Origin of the sequence: Streptomyces caelestis (assembly GCF_001279005.1) — a bacterium.
Taxonomy (GTDB): domain Bacteria; phylum Actinomycetota; class Actinomycetes; order Streptomycetales; family Streptomycetaceae; genus Streptomyces; species Streptomyces heliomycini.
In genome coordinates, this window is record NZ_LGCN01000228.1 from 72146 (window position 1) to 87079 (window position 14934).

Consider the following 14934-nt stretch of genomic DNA (forward strand, 5'->3'; position numbering starts at 1 on the left):
CATCGGTGCACGTTGCGGTACCGGTCCCGTATCGGCTGACGTACTTGGCCAGGTCACACAAAAAGAGCCGGGTACGGTAGGCCCGGACGGCAGCCTCCGGCGGCACGAGTGTGCCGCCCGGGACCGACGGAGAGGGCTGGTAGTAGCTATGGAAGAGCCGCGTCGCCTCGGCGGCCGGTACGAGCTGGGCCCGGTGCTCGGCCGTGGTGGCATGGCGGAGGTTTATCACGCGCATGACACCAGGCTCGGGCGCCAGGTGGCGGTGAAGACGCTGCGCGCGGACCTCGCGCGCGACCCGTCCTTCCAGGCCCGGTTCCGCCGGGAGGCCCAGTCGGCCGCCTCGCTCAACCATCCCGCGATCGTCGCGGTCTACGACACGGGCGAGGACTACATCGACAACGTGTCGATCCCGTACATCGTCATGGAGTACGTCGACGGCTCCACGCTCCGCGAGCTCCTGCACAGCGGCCGCAAGCTGCTGCCGGAGCGGACGCTGGAGATGACCATCGGCATCCTCCAGGCCCTGGAGTACTCCCACCGGGCCGGCATCGTCCACCGCGACATCAAGCCGGCCAACGTCATGCTGACGCGCAACGGCCAGGTCAAGGTCATGGACTTCGGCATCGCCCGCGCGATGGGCGACTCCGGCATGACGATGACCCAGACCGCGGCCGTCATCGGCACCGCGCAGTACCTCTCGCCGGAGCAGGCCAAGGGCGAACAGGTCGACGCCCGGTCCGACCTGTACTCCACCGGCTGCCTGCTGTACGAGCTGCTGACCGTCCGGCCGCCCTTCGTGGGCGACTCCCCGGTCGCGGTCGCCTACCAGCACGTACGGGAGGAACCGCAGCCACCGAGCGTCTTCGACCCCGAGATCACGCCCGAGATGGACGCGATCGTGCTGAAGGCGCTGGTCAAGGACCCCGACTACCGGTACCAGTCGGCCGACGAAATGCGCGCCGACATCGAGGCCTGCCTCGACGGCCAGCCCGTCGCGGCGACCGCCGCCCTGGGCGCGGTCGGCTACGGCGGCTACCCCGACGAACAGCCGACGACGGCCCTGCGCCAGGACGCCGGCGCCGGGGCGGCCACCTCGATGCTGCCGCCCATGAACCCGGACGACGGCGGCTTCGGCTACGACGACCGCCAGAGCCGGCGACGCCAGCCGCAGAAGAACAACACCTCGACGATATTGCTGGTCGTGGCGGGCGTCCTGGTCCTCATCGGCGCCATCCTGATCGGCCGCTGGGCCATCAGCGGCAGCGGCGGTGTGGACAACGGCAAGGTCGAGACCCCGAACTTCATCGGCGCGACCAAAGCGGACGCCGAACAACAAGCCGTCAACGGCGACTTGCAGCTCACCTTCAAAGAGGAGCCCTGCGAGGACCAGAGCAAGGGCAAGATCTGCGACCAGGACCCCAAGGCGGGCACCGAGGTCGACAAGGACTCCACCGTCACCCTGACGGTCTCCACCGGCGCGCCGAAGGTCGAGGTCCCGGACGTCGAGGGCCTCGCCTTCGACGCCGCGGAGGAAACCCTGAAGGAGAAGGGCTTCGAGGTCGAGCAGAAGACCGAGGAGTCCACCCAGACGCCGGACACGGTGCTCTCCCAGGACCCCGCGGGCGGCACCTCGAAGGAGAAGGGGTCCACGGTCACGCTCACCGTCGCCAAGGAGACGGCCCAGGTGACCGTCCCCAGCCTCCTGGGCAAGACCCCCGACGTGGCCAAGCAGCTGCTGGAGTCGAAGGGGCTGGTGCTCGGAGCCCAGACGGAGGAGGAGTCCACGGCCCAGGCCGAGGGCACCGTCTTCGAGCAGAGCTTCGCCCCGGGCACGGACATCGACCGCGGCAGCACCGTCACGATCAAGATCGCCAAGGCGCCGAAGAACGAGACGTTCGCCATGCCGAAGGTCACCGGGATGCCGGTCGCCCAGGCCAAGCAGGTCCTCGCCCAGGCGGGTCTGCAGCTCGAGAAAATCGAGGGCGGGGGCGACGACAACGCCACGGTGTTCCGGAGCAGCCCGTCGGAGGGCCAGCAGGTCAAGAAGGGCGACAAGGTCACCCTGTTCGCCTTCGGCGGCCAGCAGGGCGGCAACAACGGGGGCAACGACGGCGGCGGCGGCTTCTTCGGCGGCCTCACCGGCGGCGAGGGCGACTGACACCCGGCACCCGCACGCCAGGAGCCCCGGCCCTCTTCGGAGAGGGCCGGGGCTTCCTTCGTGAACCCGCTCCGCACACGCGTCCCCGCTTCGCTCGTGCCTTCGCGTGCCACCACTCGTTGATCGGGTGGGGCGGGACGTCTGGAGTTCCGCCCCGACCACGAGAACGAAAGGGGCAGAAGATGATCAATGAATCCGCACTGCTGGAGTCGAAGACCCTGCGCAGCAGCGTGCTGGACCGGACGGACGTCCTCGACCGGGTCAAGGCCCTGTCGCTGTTGCCGGACGGGATGCATGTGACGACGGCGATGGTGGCGGCGTACTTCGACGTCACCACTGAGGCAATCCGTCAGCTCAAGGCACGGCATCGCGAGGAGCTCTCGTGCAACGGAATGACCACACTCCAAGGCCCTGAGCTCGCACGATTTAAGCGTGACATCCTGTCACTCTTTCCTGGAAGTTATCCACAGCCTCGGTCGAGTCTCACCCTCTACTCCCGACGAGCCGTCCTCAACGTCGCCATGCTCCTCCGCGACAGCCACGTCGCCCGCCAGGTGCGCACGTACCTGCTCGACATGGAGCACCTGGCCCGTACACAGCCTGTGGAAAACTTTTCGCGACCCGACTCCACCCCTCTCGACGACCGCATCGACCAGCGGATCACCCACATCCTCGGCACGACGGTCGTGCCGATGTTCAACGCCCTGATCGCCACGTCCGGTGAACACCGCCGCGAACTCATCGAGCTCCGCGAGGACATCGAGAACGTCGAGCGCACGCTGTGCCGGCACCACCGACGGATCAGCGGTCCGGAGGGAGAGATTCCGGCAGACCGGGTCAGGGACTCCATCGCGGCCATGACCTGGCAGGCGTTCGAACGTCATGTGGCCGCTCTGCTGCGCCGGGACGGCTGCGGCGACGTCGTCGTACGACAGACCAACATCGACCGGGGCATCGACATCACCGCACGCACGGCCGACGGCCGTACCGTCGCCGTCCAGTGCAAGAACCGGGCGGGACACCGCCCCGTGCCGAGCTCGGACATGCAGAGGTTCGCCGGCGCCGCACGGGCCGTCGAACGCGTCGACGTCGCCCTGTTCGTCACCACGTCCTACTTCAGCCACGAGGCGAGGGCGATCGCCGACCTGAGCGGGGTCCTCACCGTGGACCGTGCGGAACTGGAGGCGTGGAGCGCCGGAGCGCGGCTGAAGGCGCTGCGCTAGGCCCGGAAGAAGAAGGCCCGAAGTCGCAAAGGGAAGTTGCGGCTTCGGGCCTTCGTCATGTTAGGCAACCAGCTCCTCGGGCAGGAGGATTCAGCGCAACTCCTCCGGTGGTGTCCGCTCCTCGTCCACCTTCTCCGTGCGGACCAGCTCACCCCACACGACGTACCGGTACGTGCTGGTGTACACCGGCGTGCAGGTCGTCAGCGTGATGTAGTGGCCGGCCTTCTTCCTGCCGGACTCCTCCGGGATCTTCCCGATGACGTCGACGTTGTACTTCGAGGTCTCGGGGAGGATGCCGTAGACCTTGTAGACGTACCACGTGTCCTTCGTCTCGAAGACGATCGGGTCGCCCTTCTCGATCTTGTGAATGCCGTGGAACTTCGCGCCGTGCCCGTCCCGGTGAGCGGCGAGGGAGAAGTTGCCCTTCTTGCCGGAGGTCGGCAGGGTCGCCTTCACGGGGTCGGTGTAGTAGCCGGCGACGCCGTCGTTGAGGACCTTCATCGACGTGCCCTTCTCGACGAGGATCTCGTCACCGCTCATCGCGGGCACGTGCAGGAAGCCGATGCCGTCCTTGCTGTCGAAGGAGGCGGGACCGCCGCTGCCGCCACCACCGCCGTCGGACTCCCGGGACCAGGAGTCGCGGATCTTGTCCGCCTGCCGGCCCGCCGCGCGGTCGGCGACGACGTTCGTCCACCACAGCGAGTAGACGACGAACAGGCCGAGCACCAGGCCCACGGTGATGAGGAGCTCCCCGAAGAAGCTGACGACCATCGCCACCGGCCCCATGCGTCGGCGCCCCGGAGGGGGCGGGGACGCGGGCGCGTCGGCGTGCTCTTCGGTGTCGTCGGTGGTCGGTGCCACGTTCCCTCTGCCCTTAACTGACGAGCGCATCCGGCTTGCCCTTGCTGCGCGGCCGTTCCTCGACCATCTTGCCCCAGACGATCAAGCGGTACTTGCTGGTGAACTCCGGTGTGCACGTGGTCAGCGTGATGTAGCGGCCGGGCCCGGTGAAGCCCGAGCCCTTCGGCACCGGCTCGAGGACGCTCACGTTGCTCGGCGGCGTCACCGGCAGGATCGACGCCATCTTGTAGACGAAGTACTCGTCCCGCGTCTCGACGACGATCGGGTCGCCCGGCTCCAGCCGGTTGATGTACCGGAACGGCTCCCCGTGCGTGTTGCGGTGGCCCGCGAGTCCGAAGTTGCCGGTCTTCGCGTCCGGCATCGCCGTCTTCAGCGCGCCCTCCGCGTAGTGCCCCACCATGCCGCGGTCGAGCACCTTCTTGCTGCTGATGCCCTCCGCGATCGGCACCACCACGTCCAGCTTGGGGATGTGCAGCAGCGCGAAGCCCTGCCCCGGCTCGAACGCCCCCGGCTCGCGCTCGCCGCTCTCCCAGTCCTTCTGGAGGTCGCTGGCCTCCTGGCCGGCCTGGGCCTGCGCCCGCACGTTCGTCCACCACAGCTGGTAGGTCACGAAGAGCAGCATCAGCACACCGCAGGTGATGAACACCTCGCCGATCGCCCGGCTCGCGACGACCGCCGGACTCGCCTTGCGCTCCCGTGCCCGCCGACGCGCCTCCACCCGCGACAACGGCGCCCGTGACGCCCCCTCGGACGCCCCTGACGCCCCTTCCGGGCCCGCGCCCGCGCCGAGGCCCTCCACGGCCTTGTGGGAGCCTCCACGGCGCCCGTGACGCTTCCTGGCGGCCTTCCTGCGGGCCGCACGCCCGCCCGGTGCCGCTAAAGCCGACGCGGACTCCTCACGCTCCGCCCGCTCCGGCGGCTCGGGGATCCGCAGCGCCACCGTCTCCTCGTCGACCGGCGGCAGGTACGCGGTGTTCCCGGAAGCGCCGCCGGAGGAGTCGGACGCCGCGTCGTCGTACCAGCCGACCCCGTACGCACCCGGCTCCCCGTACGGCTGCCCGCCGTACGGGGTGCCCTGTTCGCCGGCGCCGTCGTAGGCGTCGGCGCCGGACTCGCGCTCGGGGCGCAGCGCGGTCACGCCGAGGACCTGCCCACCACCGGGGCGAGCCCCGCCGACCTCGCCACCGCGCCGTCGTCGCCGCACTCCACCAGCCAGTTGGCCAGCATCCGGTGGCCGTGCTCGGTCAGCACCGACTCGGGATGGAACTGCACTCCCTCGACCAGGAGTTCACGGTGCCTCAGCCCCATCACTATGCCGTCCGGCGTCCTGGCCGTGACCTCCAGCTCCGCCGGCACCGTGGCCGGCTCGGCGGCCAGCGAGTGATAGCGGGTCGCCGTGAACGGGGAGGGCAGGCCCGCGAAGACGCCCTTGCCCCCGTGCTCCACCGGCGAGGTCTTGCCGTGCAGCAACTCGGGCGCCCGGCCCACCACACCGCCGTACGCCACCTGCATCGACTGCATGCCGAGGCAGACGCCGAACACCGGCACCCCGGTGGACGCGCAGTGCCGCACCATGTCCACACAGACGCCGGCCTCCTCGGGAGTGCCGGGGCCCGGCGACAGCAGCACCCCGTCGAAACCGTCCTGGGCGTGCGCCGTCGACACCTCGTCGTTGCGCAGGACCTCGCACTCGGCGCCCAGCTGGTACAGGTACTGGACCAGGTTGAAGACGAAACTGTCGTAGTTGTCGACGACGAGAATGCGCGCGCTCACTGGTTGTCCACCGTCACATCGTTGAAGGGCAGCAGCGGCTCGGCCCACGGAAAGACGTACTGGAAGAGGACGTAGACCACGGCGACGATCAGCACCAGCGAAATGAGCGCCCGCACCCATCCGTTGCCCGGCAGATGCCGCCAGATCCAGCTGTACATGCCGTCCCTTCCGTCGTACCACGGCACCAGACCCACGCCGTACGCCAACAGACTAACGGCGCGACCCCTCCGGTTTCCCGGCCTCCGGAGGCTGTGGGATCAGGACGGGCCCGGCCGTGTGCACCCACGAGTACGCGGATCGGAGCCGATCGCCTCGATGTCCGGGCATGTTCCACGTGAAACCGGGACGGGCCGCTACTCCACGGGCTTCGCGTAGTGCAGGTCCACCGTGCCCGAGTAGCCGGGCAGGGTCACGGTCCCGTCGTCCTCGACCTGCCAGCCGAGCCCGTAGACGTTGACGTACACCATGTAGTTCTGGATCGCCGGCGAGGCGCTGAGCGCCTTCTTCAGCTTCCCGGGATCACCGACCGCCGTGATCTTGTACGGCGGTGAGTAGACGCGGCCCTGCAGGATCAGGGTGTTGCCCACACAGCGCACCGCGCTGGTGGAGATCAACCGCTGGTCCATGACCTTGATGCCCTCGGCGCCGCCCTCCCACAGCGCGTTGACCACGGCCTGCAGATCCTGCTGGTGGATGACCAGGTAGTCGGGCTGCGGCTCGGGATAACCGGGAAGCTTGGCGGTGGCGTCCGGCGGCGCGTCGTCGAGGGTGACCGTGATCGCCTCACCCTTGAGCTCCTGCGTGCCGGCGCGCTTCTCCAGGTCGGCGAGCTTGTCGTCCTCCGCCTTGGTGCTGCCGTCGTCACGCTCGGCGAGGGACTCCACGTCATCGCGCAGCGCGCCGTTGGACTCCCCCAGCTCACCGTTCTTGCGGCTGCGCTCGTGGATCAGGTCGGAGAGCTTCAGCAGCGAGGCGTCCGTGCGGATGTTGGTGCCCCGGGCCGTGTCGAAGCTGGTGAAGAAGAGGAGTCCCGCCAGGGCGAAGACGCCCGCGGTGAGGATCCGCACGGGCCTTGGACGGCGTCGGCGGACAGGACTGGATTCCTTCCCGGGGAAGTCGGCAGAATTGCTCAACGTACCCTTATCTCCTTCGGCGCCGCGGAAGCACTACGCTAACGGACGCCCGGGGGAGCGCTCAGAGTCCCCTTGTACTCTGCTCCGAGCCCGACCCAGTTCCCTGCGCGGCCACGCAGCGCATCGACAGGAGAGACCCTCGTGCCGAAGTCACGTATCCGCAAGAAGGCCGACTACACGCCGCCGCCGGCGAAGCAGACGACAGCGATCAAGCTGACCAACCGCGCTTGGGTCGCGCCGGTGATGCTGGCCCTGTTCCTCGTCGGGCTGGCCTGGATCGTCGTTTTCTACGTCACCGACGGCTCGCTGCCCATCGACGCCCTGGGCAACTGGAACATCGTGGTGGGCTTCGGGTTCATCGCCGCCGGATTCGGCGTCTCCACCCAGTGGAAGTAACGCTCGCCGCACGGTGAGCGCCCCCTCTGCCCAGAGCTGCCGAACAGCTCTGGGCAGGGTTGTCCTCCGAGTTATCCACAACCCTTGTCCACATGTGGATAGCAGGGCTGATCTGTGGATAACTTTCGGGACGTTGACGCCGGTGTGACAGAAATACCGGTAACCGAAAATCTGTTCGCCCCTCGCCTGACCTGTGGAAACGTCGGCCGATCCCCTGGCATGGGCCTCCCCCCACACCCTGTGCACAAGATCCGCCACTGACTGTGGACAAACTCGGTGCTCAGGTAAGCTGCGCCGTCCTCAACAGGGTCATCAGGACGACCACGGCCAGCACCAGCGCACACGTGCCGTACTGCACCAGCGCCCGCCGCTCCCGCGGGGCGTGCACCATGGCGTACCCGATCACGACACCGGCGACGAGCCCGCCCACATGAGCCTGCCAGGCGATGTTGAAGCCCGGGCTGAAGGTGAAGATCAGGTTGATCACCAGCAGGGCGATGATCGGCCGCATGTCGTAGTTGAGCCGGCGCATCAGTACGGCGGTCGCTCCGAACAGCCCGAAGACGGCACCGGACGCGCCCAGCGAGCCTTGGTTCGGAGCGGTGATCACATACGTGAGCGCGCTGCCCGCGAGTCCGGACACCAGGTAGAGGGCGAGGTAACGGGCCCGGCCGAGCGCCTCTTCCAGGGGGCCGCCGATCCACCACAGGCTGAGCATGTTGAAGATGATGTGGATGGCGCTGCCATGCAGGAACATCGCTGTCAGCAGCCGGTACCACTGCCCCTCCGCGATGCCTTCGACCGAGCCGAGGAGGGGGATGTATGCACGGCCGATCAGCTGGAAGTGGTCGGTGAAGCGATCGCCGAGCGACAACTGGACCAGGAAGACGGCGAGGCAGGTCCCGACCAGAATCTTGGTGATCAGCCGGGGGTCCGCGGCGACGGCTCCGCCGGCGAGCGTGCGGGGCGCGGAGGCCGTGGGCGCGTGCCCCGTGCCCGAGCCTGTGCGGACGCACTCCGGGCACTGGAACCCGACTGCGGCGTCGACCATGCACTCGGGGCAGATCGGACGCTCGCACCGGGTGCAGCGAACACCGGTCTCACGGTCCGGGTGGCGATAGCAGACGGGGACGCGCTGGGCGTCCTGTGGGCTGCCGGCAGCCTGGTCGTCCATGGGATCCCCTAGGTCGTGTGGAAAAGCCCCGCCCCGCCCATCCTTACGGATGGGCGGGGCGATTGGTTCCCTACGAGGGCTTTCGCGCTCCGGGGGACGAGGGCTCAGCCCTCGTGGATCTCGACGGACTCGATCACCACGTCGTTCACCGGACGGTCGGTGCGCGGGTTGGTCGGCGCGGACGCGATGGCGTCGATGACCTTCTGGCTTGCGGCGTCGGTGACCTCTCCGAAGATGGTGTGCTTGCGGTTCAGCCAGGCCGTCGGGGCGACGGTGATGAAGAACTGCGAGCCGTTGGTGCCCGGGCCGGCGTTGGCCATCGCCAGCAGGTAGGGCTTGTCGAAGCGCAGGTCCGGGTGGAACTCGTCCTCGAACTGGTAGCCGGGACCACCGGTGCCGTTGCCCAGCGGGTCTCCGCCCTGGATCATGAAACCGCTGATCACCCGGTGGAAGACCGTGCCGTCGTAGAGCTTGTCCGTGGACTTCGCACCGGTCTGCGGGTGGGTCCACTCCCGCTCGCCCTTGGCGAGCTCGACGAAGTTCTTGACCGTGATCGGCGCCTGGTTCGGGAAGAGCCGGACCTGGATGTCGCCGTGATTGGTCTTCAGGGTGGCGTTGAGCTGCTCAGCCACGATGTGCCTTCCGTTGTCTTTCCGTGACTCCCTGATCCTCGCACGGACGGGGCGCGCAGTCGCCCGGCGCCTGTTCACAGGGGGACGACCAGGCCGTTCCGCTTGCGGAAAACCGGGTGGGTGGTGCCGTGTCGGGGGCGCGGGACGACGATCCGTGGCATCGTCGACGCTAAGTTCCCATTGCTCCGTATTCATCCGCTATCGCATTCCATATCACCATCGATCGTGTTCGTCGGCACCCGGATGCCCGTCCGCGCATGCCGCGCGGCGACCCGGCAGGCATGATCCGTAAAAGGGTGGAAAGTCGAAATACCGTACGCCACCGAGGAGGAGGAACCCGTGACCCGCATCGACAGCGTGCGCGCCGCGACCGGTTCGGCGAAGGACAGCGTGCTGCACGCCGCGGAAGTGGTGGCGCCCTACGCCGACACGGCCAAGGTCAGGGCCGCACACTACGCACAGGAAGCCCGCGTACGGCTCGCGCCCGTGGTGACGCAGGCCGCCGGCCAAGCCCGCGTCCAGTACGGCGCCCATGTGCAGCCTTATCTGGAACAGGCCCGGACGCATGTGCCGCCGAAGGTCGACCAGGCCGCTCACCAGGCTGCCGACCGCACCCGCAAGGCCGCCCGGCAGGCGGCGGAGTACTCCCGCCCGAGGATCGAGCAGGTGGTGGCCGTCGCCGGTCCCGCGAAGGACGAGGCCGCGGCCCGCGGTGCGGCCGCGCTGGTCGCGCTGCGCGGTCAGGTCTCGGCACAGCAGATCCAGAAGCTGGTCCGCAAACAGCGGCGGCGGGCGAAGGCCGGCCGTGCCGCGAAGACGGTCCTGATTCTGGGTGCCGTGGCGGGCGGCGCCGTCGCCGCATGGAAGTGGTGGGACAAGCAGGCCAACCCGGACTGGCTGGTGGAGCCGCCGGCCGCGACGGATGTGTCGTCGGGGTCGACGAAGCTGACGTCGGTGGACGGCAGCGGCGGGGCCACGCTCGACCCGGCGGTCGAGGCCAAGGAGGCCGAGGAGGAAGCCGCCCGGCGCGACGACCAGGCCTGACGCGCGAGGACGCCAACGGCGCGGTGGGACAGGAGACTTGGGCGCCTCCTGTCCCACCGCGCCGTTTCACGTGAAACAAAGGACCCCTCCCACCGCGTTTCCGCAGGTGGGAGGGGTCCGCATGTGGAGCCTAGGGGAGTCGAACCCCTGACATCTGCCATGCAAAGACAGCGCTCTACCAACTGAGCTAAGGCCCCGGAGGGAAGCGTCCACCTGCGAGAACCGCATTCCGGTGGGCGCCTGGGACCAGAGTACCGGGTCCCCCCGGGGATTCCGCAAAAAGATGGGGGTCCCCGTGACCGACCACTCTCCGTAAGATGCTCGGACATGGTTCGCTACAGCGAACCATGGTTCTCGGGGAAGCGATGGGGAGACGCAATGGACGCCGCACAGCAGGAAGCCACCGCAAGAGCGCGGGAACTGCAGCGGAACTGGTACGGGGAGCCGCTGGGGGCGCTCTTCCGTAGGCTCATAGACGATCTGGGCCTGAACCAGGCTCGTCTCGCGGGGGTTCTGGGACTGTCCGCACCGATGCTGTCGCAGTTGATGAGCGGCCAGCGGGCGAAGATCGGGAATCCCGCCGTGGTGCAGCGGGTGCAACTGCTGCAGGACCTGGCGGGGCAGGTCGCGGACGGCAGTGTGAGCGCGGCCGAGGCCACCGAGCGCATGGACGAGATCAGGAAGTCACAGGGGGGCTCGGTGCTCAGCAACACCACGCAGACGACGAGTAGTTCGGGGGCGCCCACGGTCAAGCGGGTGGTCCGTGAGATCCAGTCCCTGCTGCGTTCGGTCGCCGCTGCCGGCGACATCATCGAGGCCGCCGACACCCTCGCCCCCACGCACCCCGAACTGGCAGAGTTCCTCCGGGTCTACGGCGCGGGCCGCACCTCCGACGCGGTCACGCACTACCAGTCCCACCAGAACTGATTCCCCGCCCGGTGGCCGAAGGGGCCGGCTGCCGGGGACGCGCGGAAAACGGGGGGACACCGCAGGGGAGGGGCGACGCACAGCGATGGGTGAGGTCTTCGCCGGCCGGTACGAACTGGTCGACCCGATCGGGCGCGGGGGTGTCGGCGCCGTCTGGCGCGCCTGGGACCACCGCCGCCGCCGTTATGTGGCCGCCAAGGTCCTGCTGCAGAGCGACGCCCACTCCCTGCTCCGTTTCGTGCGCGAGCAGGCGCTGCGGATCGACCACCCCCACGTCCTGGCGCCCACCAGCTGGGCCGCCGACGACGACAAGGTCCTGTTCACCATGGACCTGGTGGCCGGCGGTTCGCTGGTCCACCTGGTCGGCGACTACGGTCCGCTGCCGCCGGCCTTCGTCTGCACCCTGCTCGACCAGTTACTGGCGGGGCTCGCCGCGGTGCACGCGGAGGACGTCGTGCACCGTGACATCAAGCCCGCCAACGTGCTCCTGGAAGCCACCGGCACGGGCAGGCCGCGGCTGCGGCTGTCGGACTTCGGCATCGCGATGCGGCTGGGCGAGCCCCGGCTGACCGAGACCAACCTGGTGGTGGGCACGCCGGGTTATCTCGCGCCGGAGCAGCTGATGGGCTCCGAACCGGACTTCCCCGCCGACCTGTTCGCCGTGGGCCTGGTGGCGCTGTACCTGCTGGAGGGTGCCAAACCGGACGCCAAGGCCCTCATCCAGTTCTTCGCCGACCACGGGACACCCGGCGCGCCCCAGGGCATTCCCGAGCCGCTGTGGCAGGTGGTGGCCTCGCTGCTCCAGCCGGATCCGCAGGCGCGGTTCCGCACGGCCACGGGGGCGCGCAAGGCTCTCGCGGCTGCCGCGGAGCTCCTTCCGGAGCCCGGCCCCGACGACGAACTGATCGAGATCTTCGACCAACTGGGTCCCCTGCCCCCGGGGTTCGCCCCGGACGGTCCGCTGAAGCGGGCCTCGGGCGCGGAGCGTACGGCCCCGGAGGAGGAACGTGGCGCTCTGCCCGGAGCCGGGTCCGGGTCCGGATCCGGCCGGGGCACGGGCGGCGCGGACGCCTCCGGCGGCACGGGCGATCACGGATCCGTCCGGCCGGCCACGACAGCGGGTTCCGGCACCGGTTCCGGTTCCGGCGCCGGAACCGGCTGGAGGGCGATCGGAACGGGCCCGGACAGGGGCGGAGGCGTCGTCCCCACCGATCCACGTCCGGGCACCGCGTCCGGCGCCGCCCCGCGGTCTCCCGGCATGTCGGACACCGGAAGCTTCCTCCTGCCGCCGCCCCGGGCCACGATCACCTCCTCCCCCGTGCCCCCTCCGCCGCCGCCCGGACAGGCCCCCCGGGCGCCGGTACAGCACCGGCCGGCCGGCCCCCTCCCCTTCGCCGCCCCCCACGACCCCACTCATCGGCTGCGCTCCCCCCTGTCGCGGCAGGCCGCGCATCCCGACGTCTCCACCGCGGAGTACACCGCCCAGGACCCGCAGGACCCGCAGGCTCCGCCTCCGGGCGGGGCACTGCCGCAGCACGGGTCCGCCGCCCCCCGGTCCCACCGCCGGCGCAGCCGCCGCCCCGGCCCTCCGGCACGGGTGGTCGTCCCCCTGCTGCTCCTGGCCCTGGCCTGCTATGCCGTGGGGTTCTGGGCCCTCACGCGCGTCTGACCGCCGCTGCCGGCGGCGCCCACGGCTTACGGGACGGTCCGCCGCCGAGCCGCCAGCGCCCACACACCGAGCCCTGCCAGCAAGGCGGTACCGGTGCCGATGCCGCCCACCGCGAGCGCCCGGAAGGCGGCGTCGCCGCCCGCGTCCTCGCCCTCGGCAGCCGCCTCCCGGTCCCCCTCCGTGACCGTGAAGACGTCCGACGGCACGGACTCCCCCGCGTATCCGGGTCCGTCCTGTGGCGCGCCGCTCAGCCGCACCCGCAGCGTCAGCGGAACGGGCCCGTCGCCGAAGGCGTCCGCCACCGCGGCCGAGAGGTGCGCGACGAGGTAGTAGGAGCCGGCGAACCGCATCGCCCCGACCTGGCGGACGGCGGCGTGCCGGTTCACGTACGCGACCGGCGGGAGAGGCACGAGGCTCCCCGCCTTCCGGACGCCGTCGTAGCCGACGCCCACGTCCACGACGCGCCCGCGTACGGGGTTGTAGAGGTCCAGGTCCAGCGCGGCGGCGGTGTAGCGGCCTTTGCCCGTGCTCGAACCGCCCAGTTCGGCGGTGACGTGGAGCTGTTGGCCCCAGTCCACGGGGACCTTGTAGAAGAGCGTCCGGCCGGGGCGGATGTCGTCCCGCCAGACTCCCTGGCCGACGGGGGCGGCCCGGGTGAAGCCCGAGCCTCCGGAGCGCCGTTCGGGTTGTCCCGTGAAGGGCTGGGGCGGGGCGGAGTTCCACTCCTTCGGCGCACTCGTCGCACCGGCCCTCGCGGGAGGGGGCTCCGACACCGTGGTGAGCTCCATCTCCCAGGGGCCGGGGGAGGAGCCCTCCCCGTCCGGGTCGACGCGTTCGACGCTCAGGTAGTACGTACCGGACTCCTGGCAGAGGGACTTCCTGGGGGAGATCTCCCGCATGGCCCACGCGGCGACCGGGTGCGGGCTGCCGGCGGTGCCGAAGCTCGCCGTGTCCACGTCACAGGAACGGCCCTCGCCGTCCTGTACGGCCACCTTGACCCCGTCGATGACGGAGGCGGTGCGGCCGGCCGGAGGTACGGCGGTGGCGGAGGCGTAGGTGCTCGTGACGCCGTCGAGCTCCAGGCGGTAGTAGACCGTGCCGCTCGCCGGGAGGGTGCTCCGGTAGGTGCGGCCGGGCTCCAGTCGTTCCACGGCGTCCGCGGTGCTCACGGCGCCGTCGACGCTCCGCGCGTCCTCGGCGAAGGCGTAGGCCCCGGCGTCCCCGGCGGCCTCGTCAGCGACGGCCGTCCGCCCCGGCAGCACACCGGCCGGCGCCAGCGCCATCACGGACGCCAGCGTCACCGCGCCCACGCGTCCGCCGGCCGAGGGCCCGCTGCGTCCAGCCCGGCCCCTGCCCCACCGTCCCCTCACGCGCCACCCCTCGTCGTCGCCCGGACGTCGCACCGCGCCCATCCTGCCCCGCGGACGAGGCCCGCCGACACGTCCCCGCCCACACAAAACCCCGACCGCGCAGGCGGCCGGGGTCTGTTCAGCGTCGGATGTCGGTACTCACGAACCCGTGGGCACGGAGTCAGTCGCCTCCGTCCACAGATCCTGCTCGGCGCGATCCGCCTGGATCTGGCGGTACACGAGGAGCCCGCCGATGGCGGCCAGTGCGACCAGGAGAAGCTTCTTCACCGCGCGACCTCGTCTTTCCTTGACGTAGGGGACCTCTGCCGCCCGACTATACACACCGGTCGATACCGATCGGTGACCTGTGTCGCCCCTCCAACTGCCCTGCGGTACGGCGCAGTAGAAGCGGAGCACGGCAATCCGACCAGAGCGTGACCACGCCCGCACGGACGGTAGCTTTTGCGGCTTCTCCGCCACCTCCGCATCTTTTCACCGCTTATACACCCATCCGTGTGGTGTTCATCTGAACATCCCCGCGCCACGAGCGTCGGTCCACCACTTCGCGACCCCCTTACACATCATGAGGAAAGTA

Annotated in this window: 15 protein-coding genes and 1 tRNA gene; 6 read left to right on the top strand and 10 right to left on the bottom strand. The window is 69.8% G+C overall.

Annotated features, from left to right (window positions below; translation table 11 throughout):
- Nucleotides 1-148 precede the first annotated feature (148 nt).
- Nucleotides 149-2158, top strand: a complete 2010-nt coding sequence (gene pknB / locus ADK41_RS29000) for a Stk1 family PASTA domain-containing Ser/Thr kinase (protein WP_030820044.1) — start codon at nucleotides 149-151, stop codon at nucleotides 2156-2158.
- A 182-nt stretch (nucleotides 2159-2340) separates the two neighbouring features.
- On the top strand, nucleotides 2341-3381 hold the full coding sequence (locus tag ADK41_RS29005) for a restriction endonuclease (RefSeq protein ID WP_037803479.1): 1041 nt from the start codon (nucleotides 2341-2343) through the stop codon (nucleotides 3379-3381).
- Between the two features lie 90 nt (nucleotides 3382-3471).
- Here ADK41_RS29005 and ADK41_RS29010 read toward each other — a convergent pair whose 3' ends face one another.
- From ADK41_RS29010 to ADK41_RS29030, 5 genes are all read right to left on the bottom strand, one after another.
- Complete coding sequence (locus ADK41_RS29010) at nucleotides 3472-4242, bottom strand: class E sortase (protein WP_030820048.1); 771 nt, start codon at nucleotides 4240-4242, stop codon at nucleotides 3472-3474.
- A gap of 13 nt (nucleotides 4243-4255) precedes the next feature.
- The gene (locus tag ADK41_RS29015) at nucleotides 4256-5380 is read right to left on the bottom strand and encodes a class E sortase (RefSeq protein WP_030820050.1); all 1125 of its coding nucleotides are present in this window, start codon (nucleotides 5378-5380) and stop codon (nucleotides 4256-4258) included.
- On the bottom strand, nucleotides 5377-6015 hold the full coding sequence (locus tag ADK41_RS29020) for an aminodeoxychorismate/anthranilate synthase component II (protein WP_030820051.1): 639 nt from the start codon (nucleotides 6013-6015) through the stop codon (nucleotides 5377-5379). The genes ADK41_RS29015 and ADK41_RS29020 overlap by 4 nt, the downstream gene beginning before the upstream one ends.
- A complete protein-coding gene (locus ADK41_RS29025; protein WP_185931086.1) occupies nucleotides 6012-6173 on the bottom strand; it encodes a hypothetical protein in 162 nt (53 codons plus the stop codon). The genes ADK41_RS29020 and ADK41_RS29025 overlap by 4 nt, the downstream gene beginning before the upstream one ends.
- A gap of 195 nt (nucleotides 6174-6368) precedes the next feature.
- The gene (locus ADK41_RS29030) at nucleotides 6369-7148 is read right to left on the bottom strand and encodes a DUF881 domain-containing protein (protein ID WP_037803486.1); all 780 of its coding nucleotides are present in this window, start codon (nucleotides 7146-7148) and stop codon (nucleotides 6369-6371) included.
- Nucleotides 7149-7289: 141 nt separating this feature from the next.
- Between ADK41_RS29030 and crgA the strand changes: the two genes are divergently transcribed.
- Nucleotides 7290-7544 (top strand): cell division protein CrgA, encoded by a 255-nt coding sequence (crgA, locus tag ADK41_RS29035; RefSeq protein WP_030820059.1) that lies wholly within the window; start codon nucleotides 7290-7292, stop codon nucleotides 7542-7544.
- Nucleotides 7545-7824: 280 nt separating this feature from the next.
- Here crgA and ADK41_RS29040 read toward each other — a convergent pair whose 3' ends face one another.
- The gene (locus ADK41_RS29040) at nucleotides 7825-8718 is read right to left on the bottom strand and encodes a rhomboid family intramembrane serine protease (protein ID WP_030820061.1); all 894 of its coding nucleotides are present in this window, start codon (nucleotides 8716-8718) and stop codon (nucleotides 7825-7827) included.
- A gap of 104 nt (nucleotides 8719-8822) precedes the next feature.
- Nucleotides 8823-9350 (bottom strand): peptidylprolyl isomerase, encoded by a 528-nt coding sequence (locus tag ADK41_RS29045; protein ID WP_030820063.1) that lies wholly within the window; start codon nucleotides 9348-9350, stop codon nucleotides 8823-8825.
- Between the two features lie 339 nt (nucleotides 9351-9689).
- Here ADK41_RS29045 and ADK41_RS29050 point away from each other — a divergent pair, with 339 nt between their 5' ends.
- Entirely contained in the window at nucleotides 9690-10394 is a 705-nt protein-coding gene (locus tag ADK41_RS29050) for a DUF5324 family protein (RefSeq protein ID WP_030820066.1), read from the top strand.
- 124 nt (nucleotides 10395-10518) lie between these two features.
- Here the strand turns inward: ADK41_RS29050 and ADK41_RS29055 are convergent.
- Nucleotides 10519-10591: transfer RNA gene (locus ADK41_RS29055), tRNA-Ala, on the bottom strand.
- A 181-nt stretch (nucleotides 10592-10772) separates the two neighbouring features.
- Here ADK41_RS29055 and ADK41_RS29060 point away from each other — a divergent pair.
- Together ADK41_RS29060 and ADK41_RS29065 are read left to right on the top strand one after the other, a co-directional pair.
- Nucleotides 10773-11321 (top strand): helix-turn-helix domain-containing protein, encoded by a 549-nt coding sequence (locus ADK41_RS29060; protein ID WP_030820070.1) that lies wholly within the window; start codon nucleotides 10773-10775, stop codon nucleotides 11319-11321.
- 85 nt (nucleotides 11322-11406) lie between these two features.
- Complete coding sequence (locus ADK41_RS29065) at nucleotides 11407-12990, top strand: serine/threonine-protein kinase (protein WP_030820071.1); 1584 nt, start codon at nucleotides 11407-11409, stop codon at nucleotides 12988-12990.
- A gap of 26 nt (nucleotides 12991-13016) precedes the next feature.
- Here the strand turns inward: ADK41_RS29065 and ADK41_RS29070 are convergent, their stop codons facing one another.
- The gene (locus ADK41_RS29070; protein WP_078661796.1) at nucleotides 13017-14402 is read right to left on the bottom strand and encodes a hypothetical protein; all 1386 of its coding nucleotides are present in this window, start codon (nucleotides 14400-14402) and stop codon (nucleotides 13017-13019) included.
- A gap of 96 nt (nucleotides 14403-14498) precedes the next feature.
- The gene (locus ADK41_RS42580; protein ID WP_003999697.1) at nucleotides 14499-14627 is read right to left on the bottom strand and encodes a DLW-39 family protein; all 129 of its coding nucleotides are present in this window, start codon (nucleotides 14625-14627) and stop codon (nucleotides 14499-14501) included.
- Nucleotides 14628-14934: the final 307 nt, after the last annotated feature.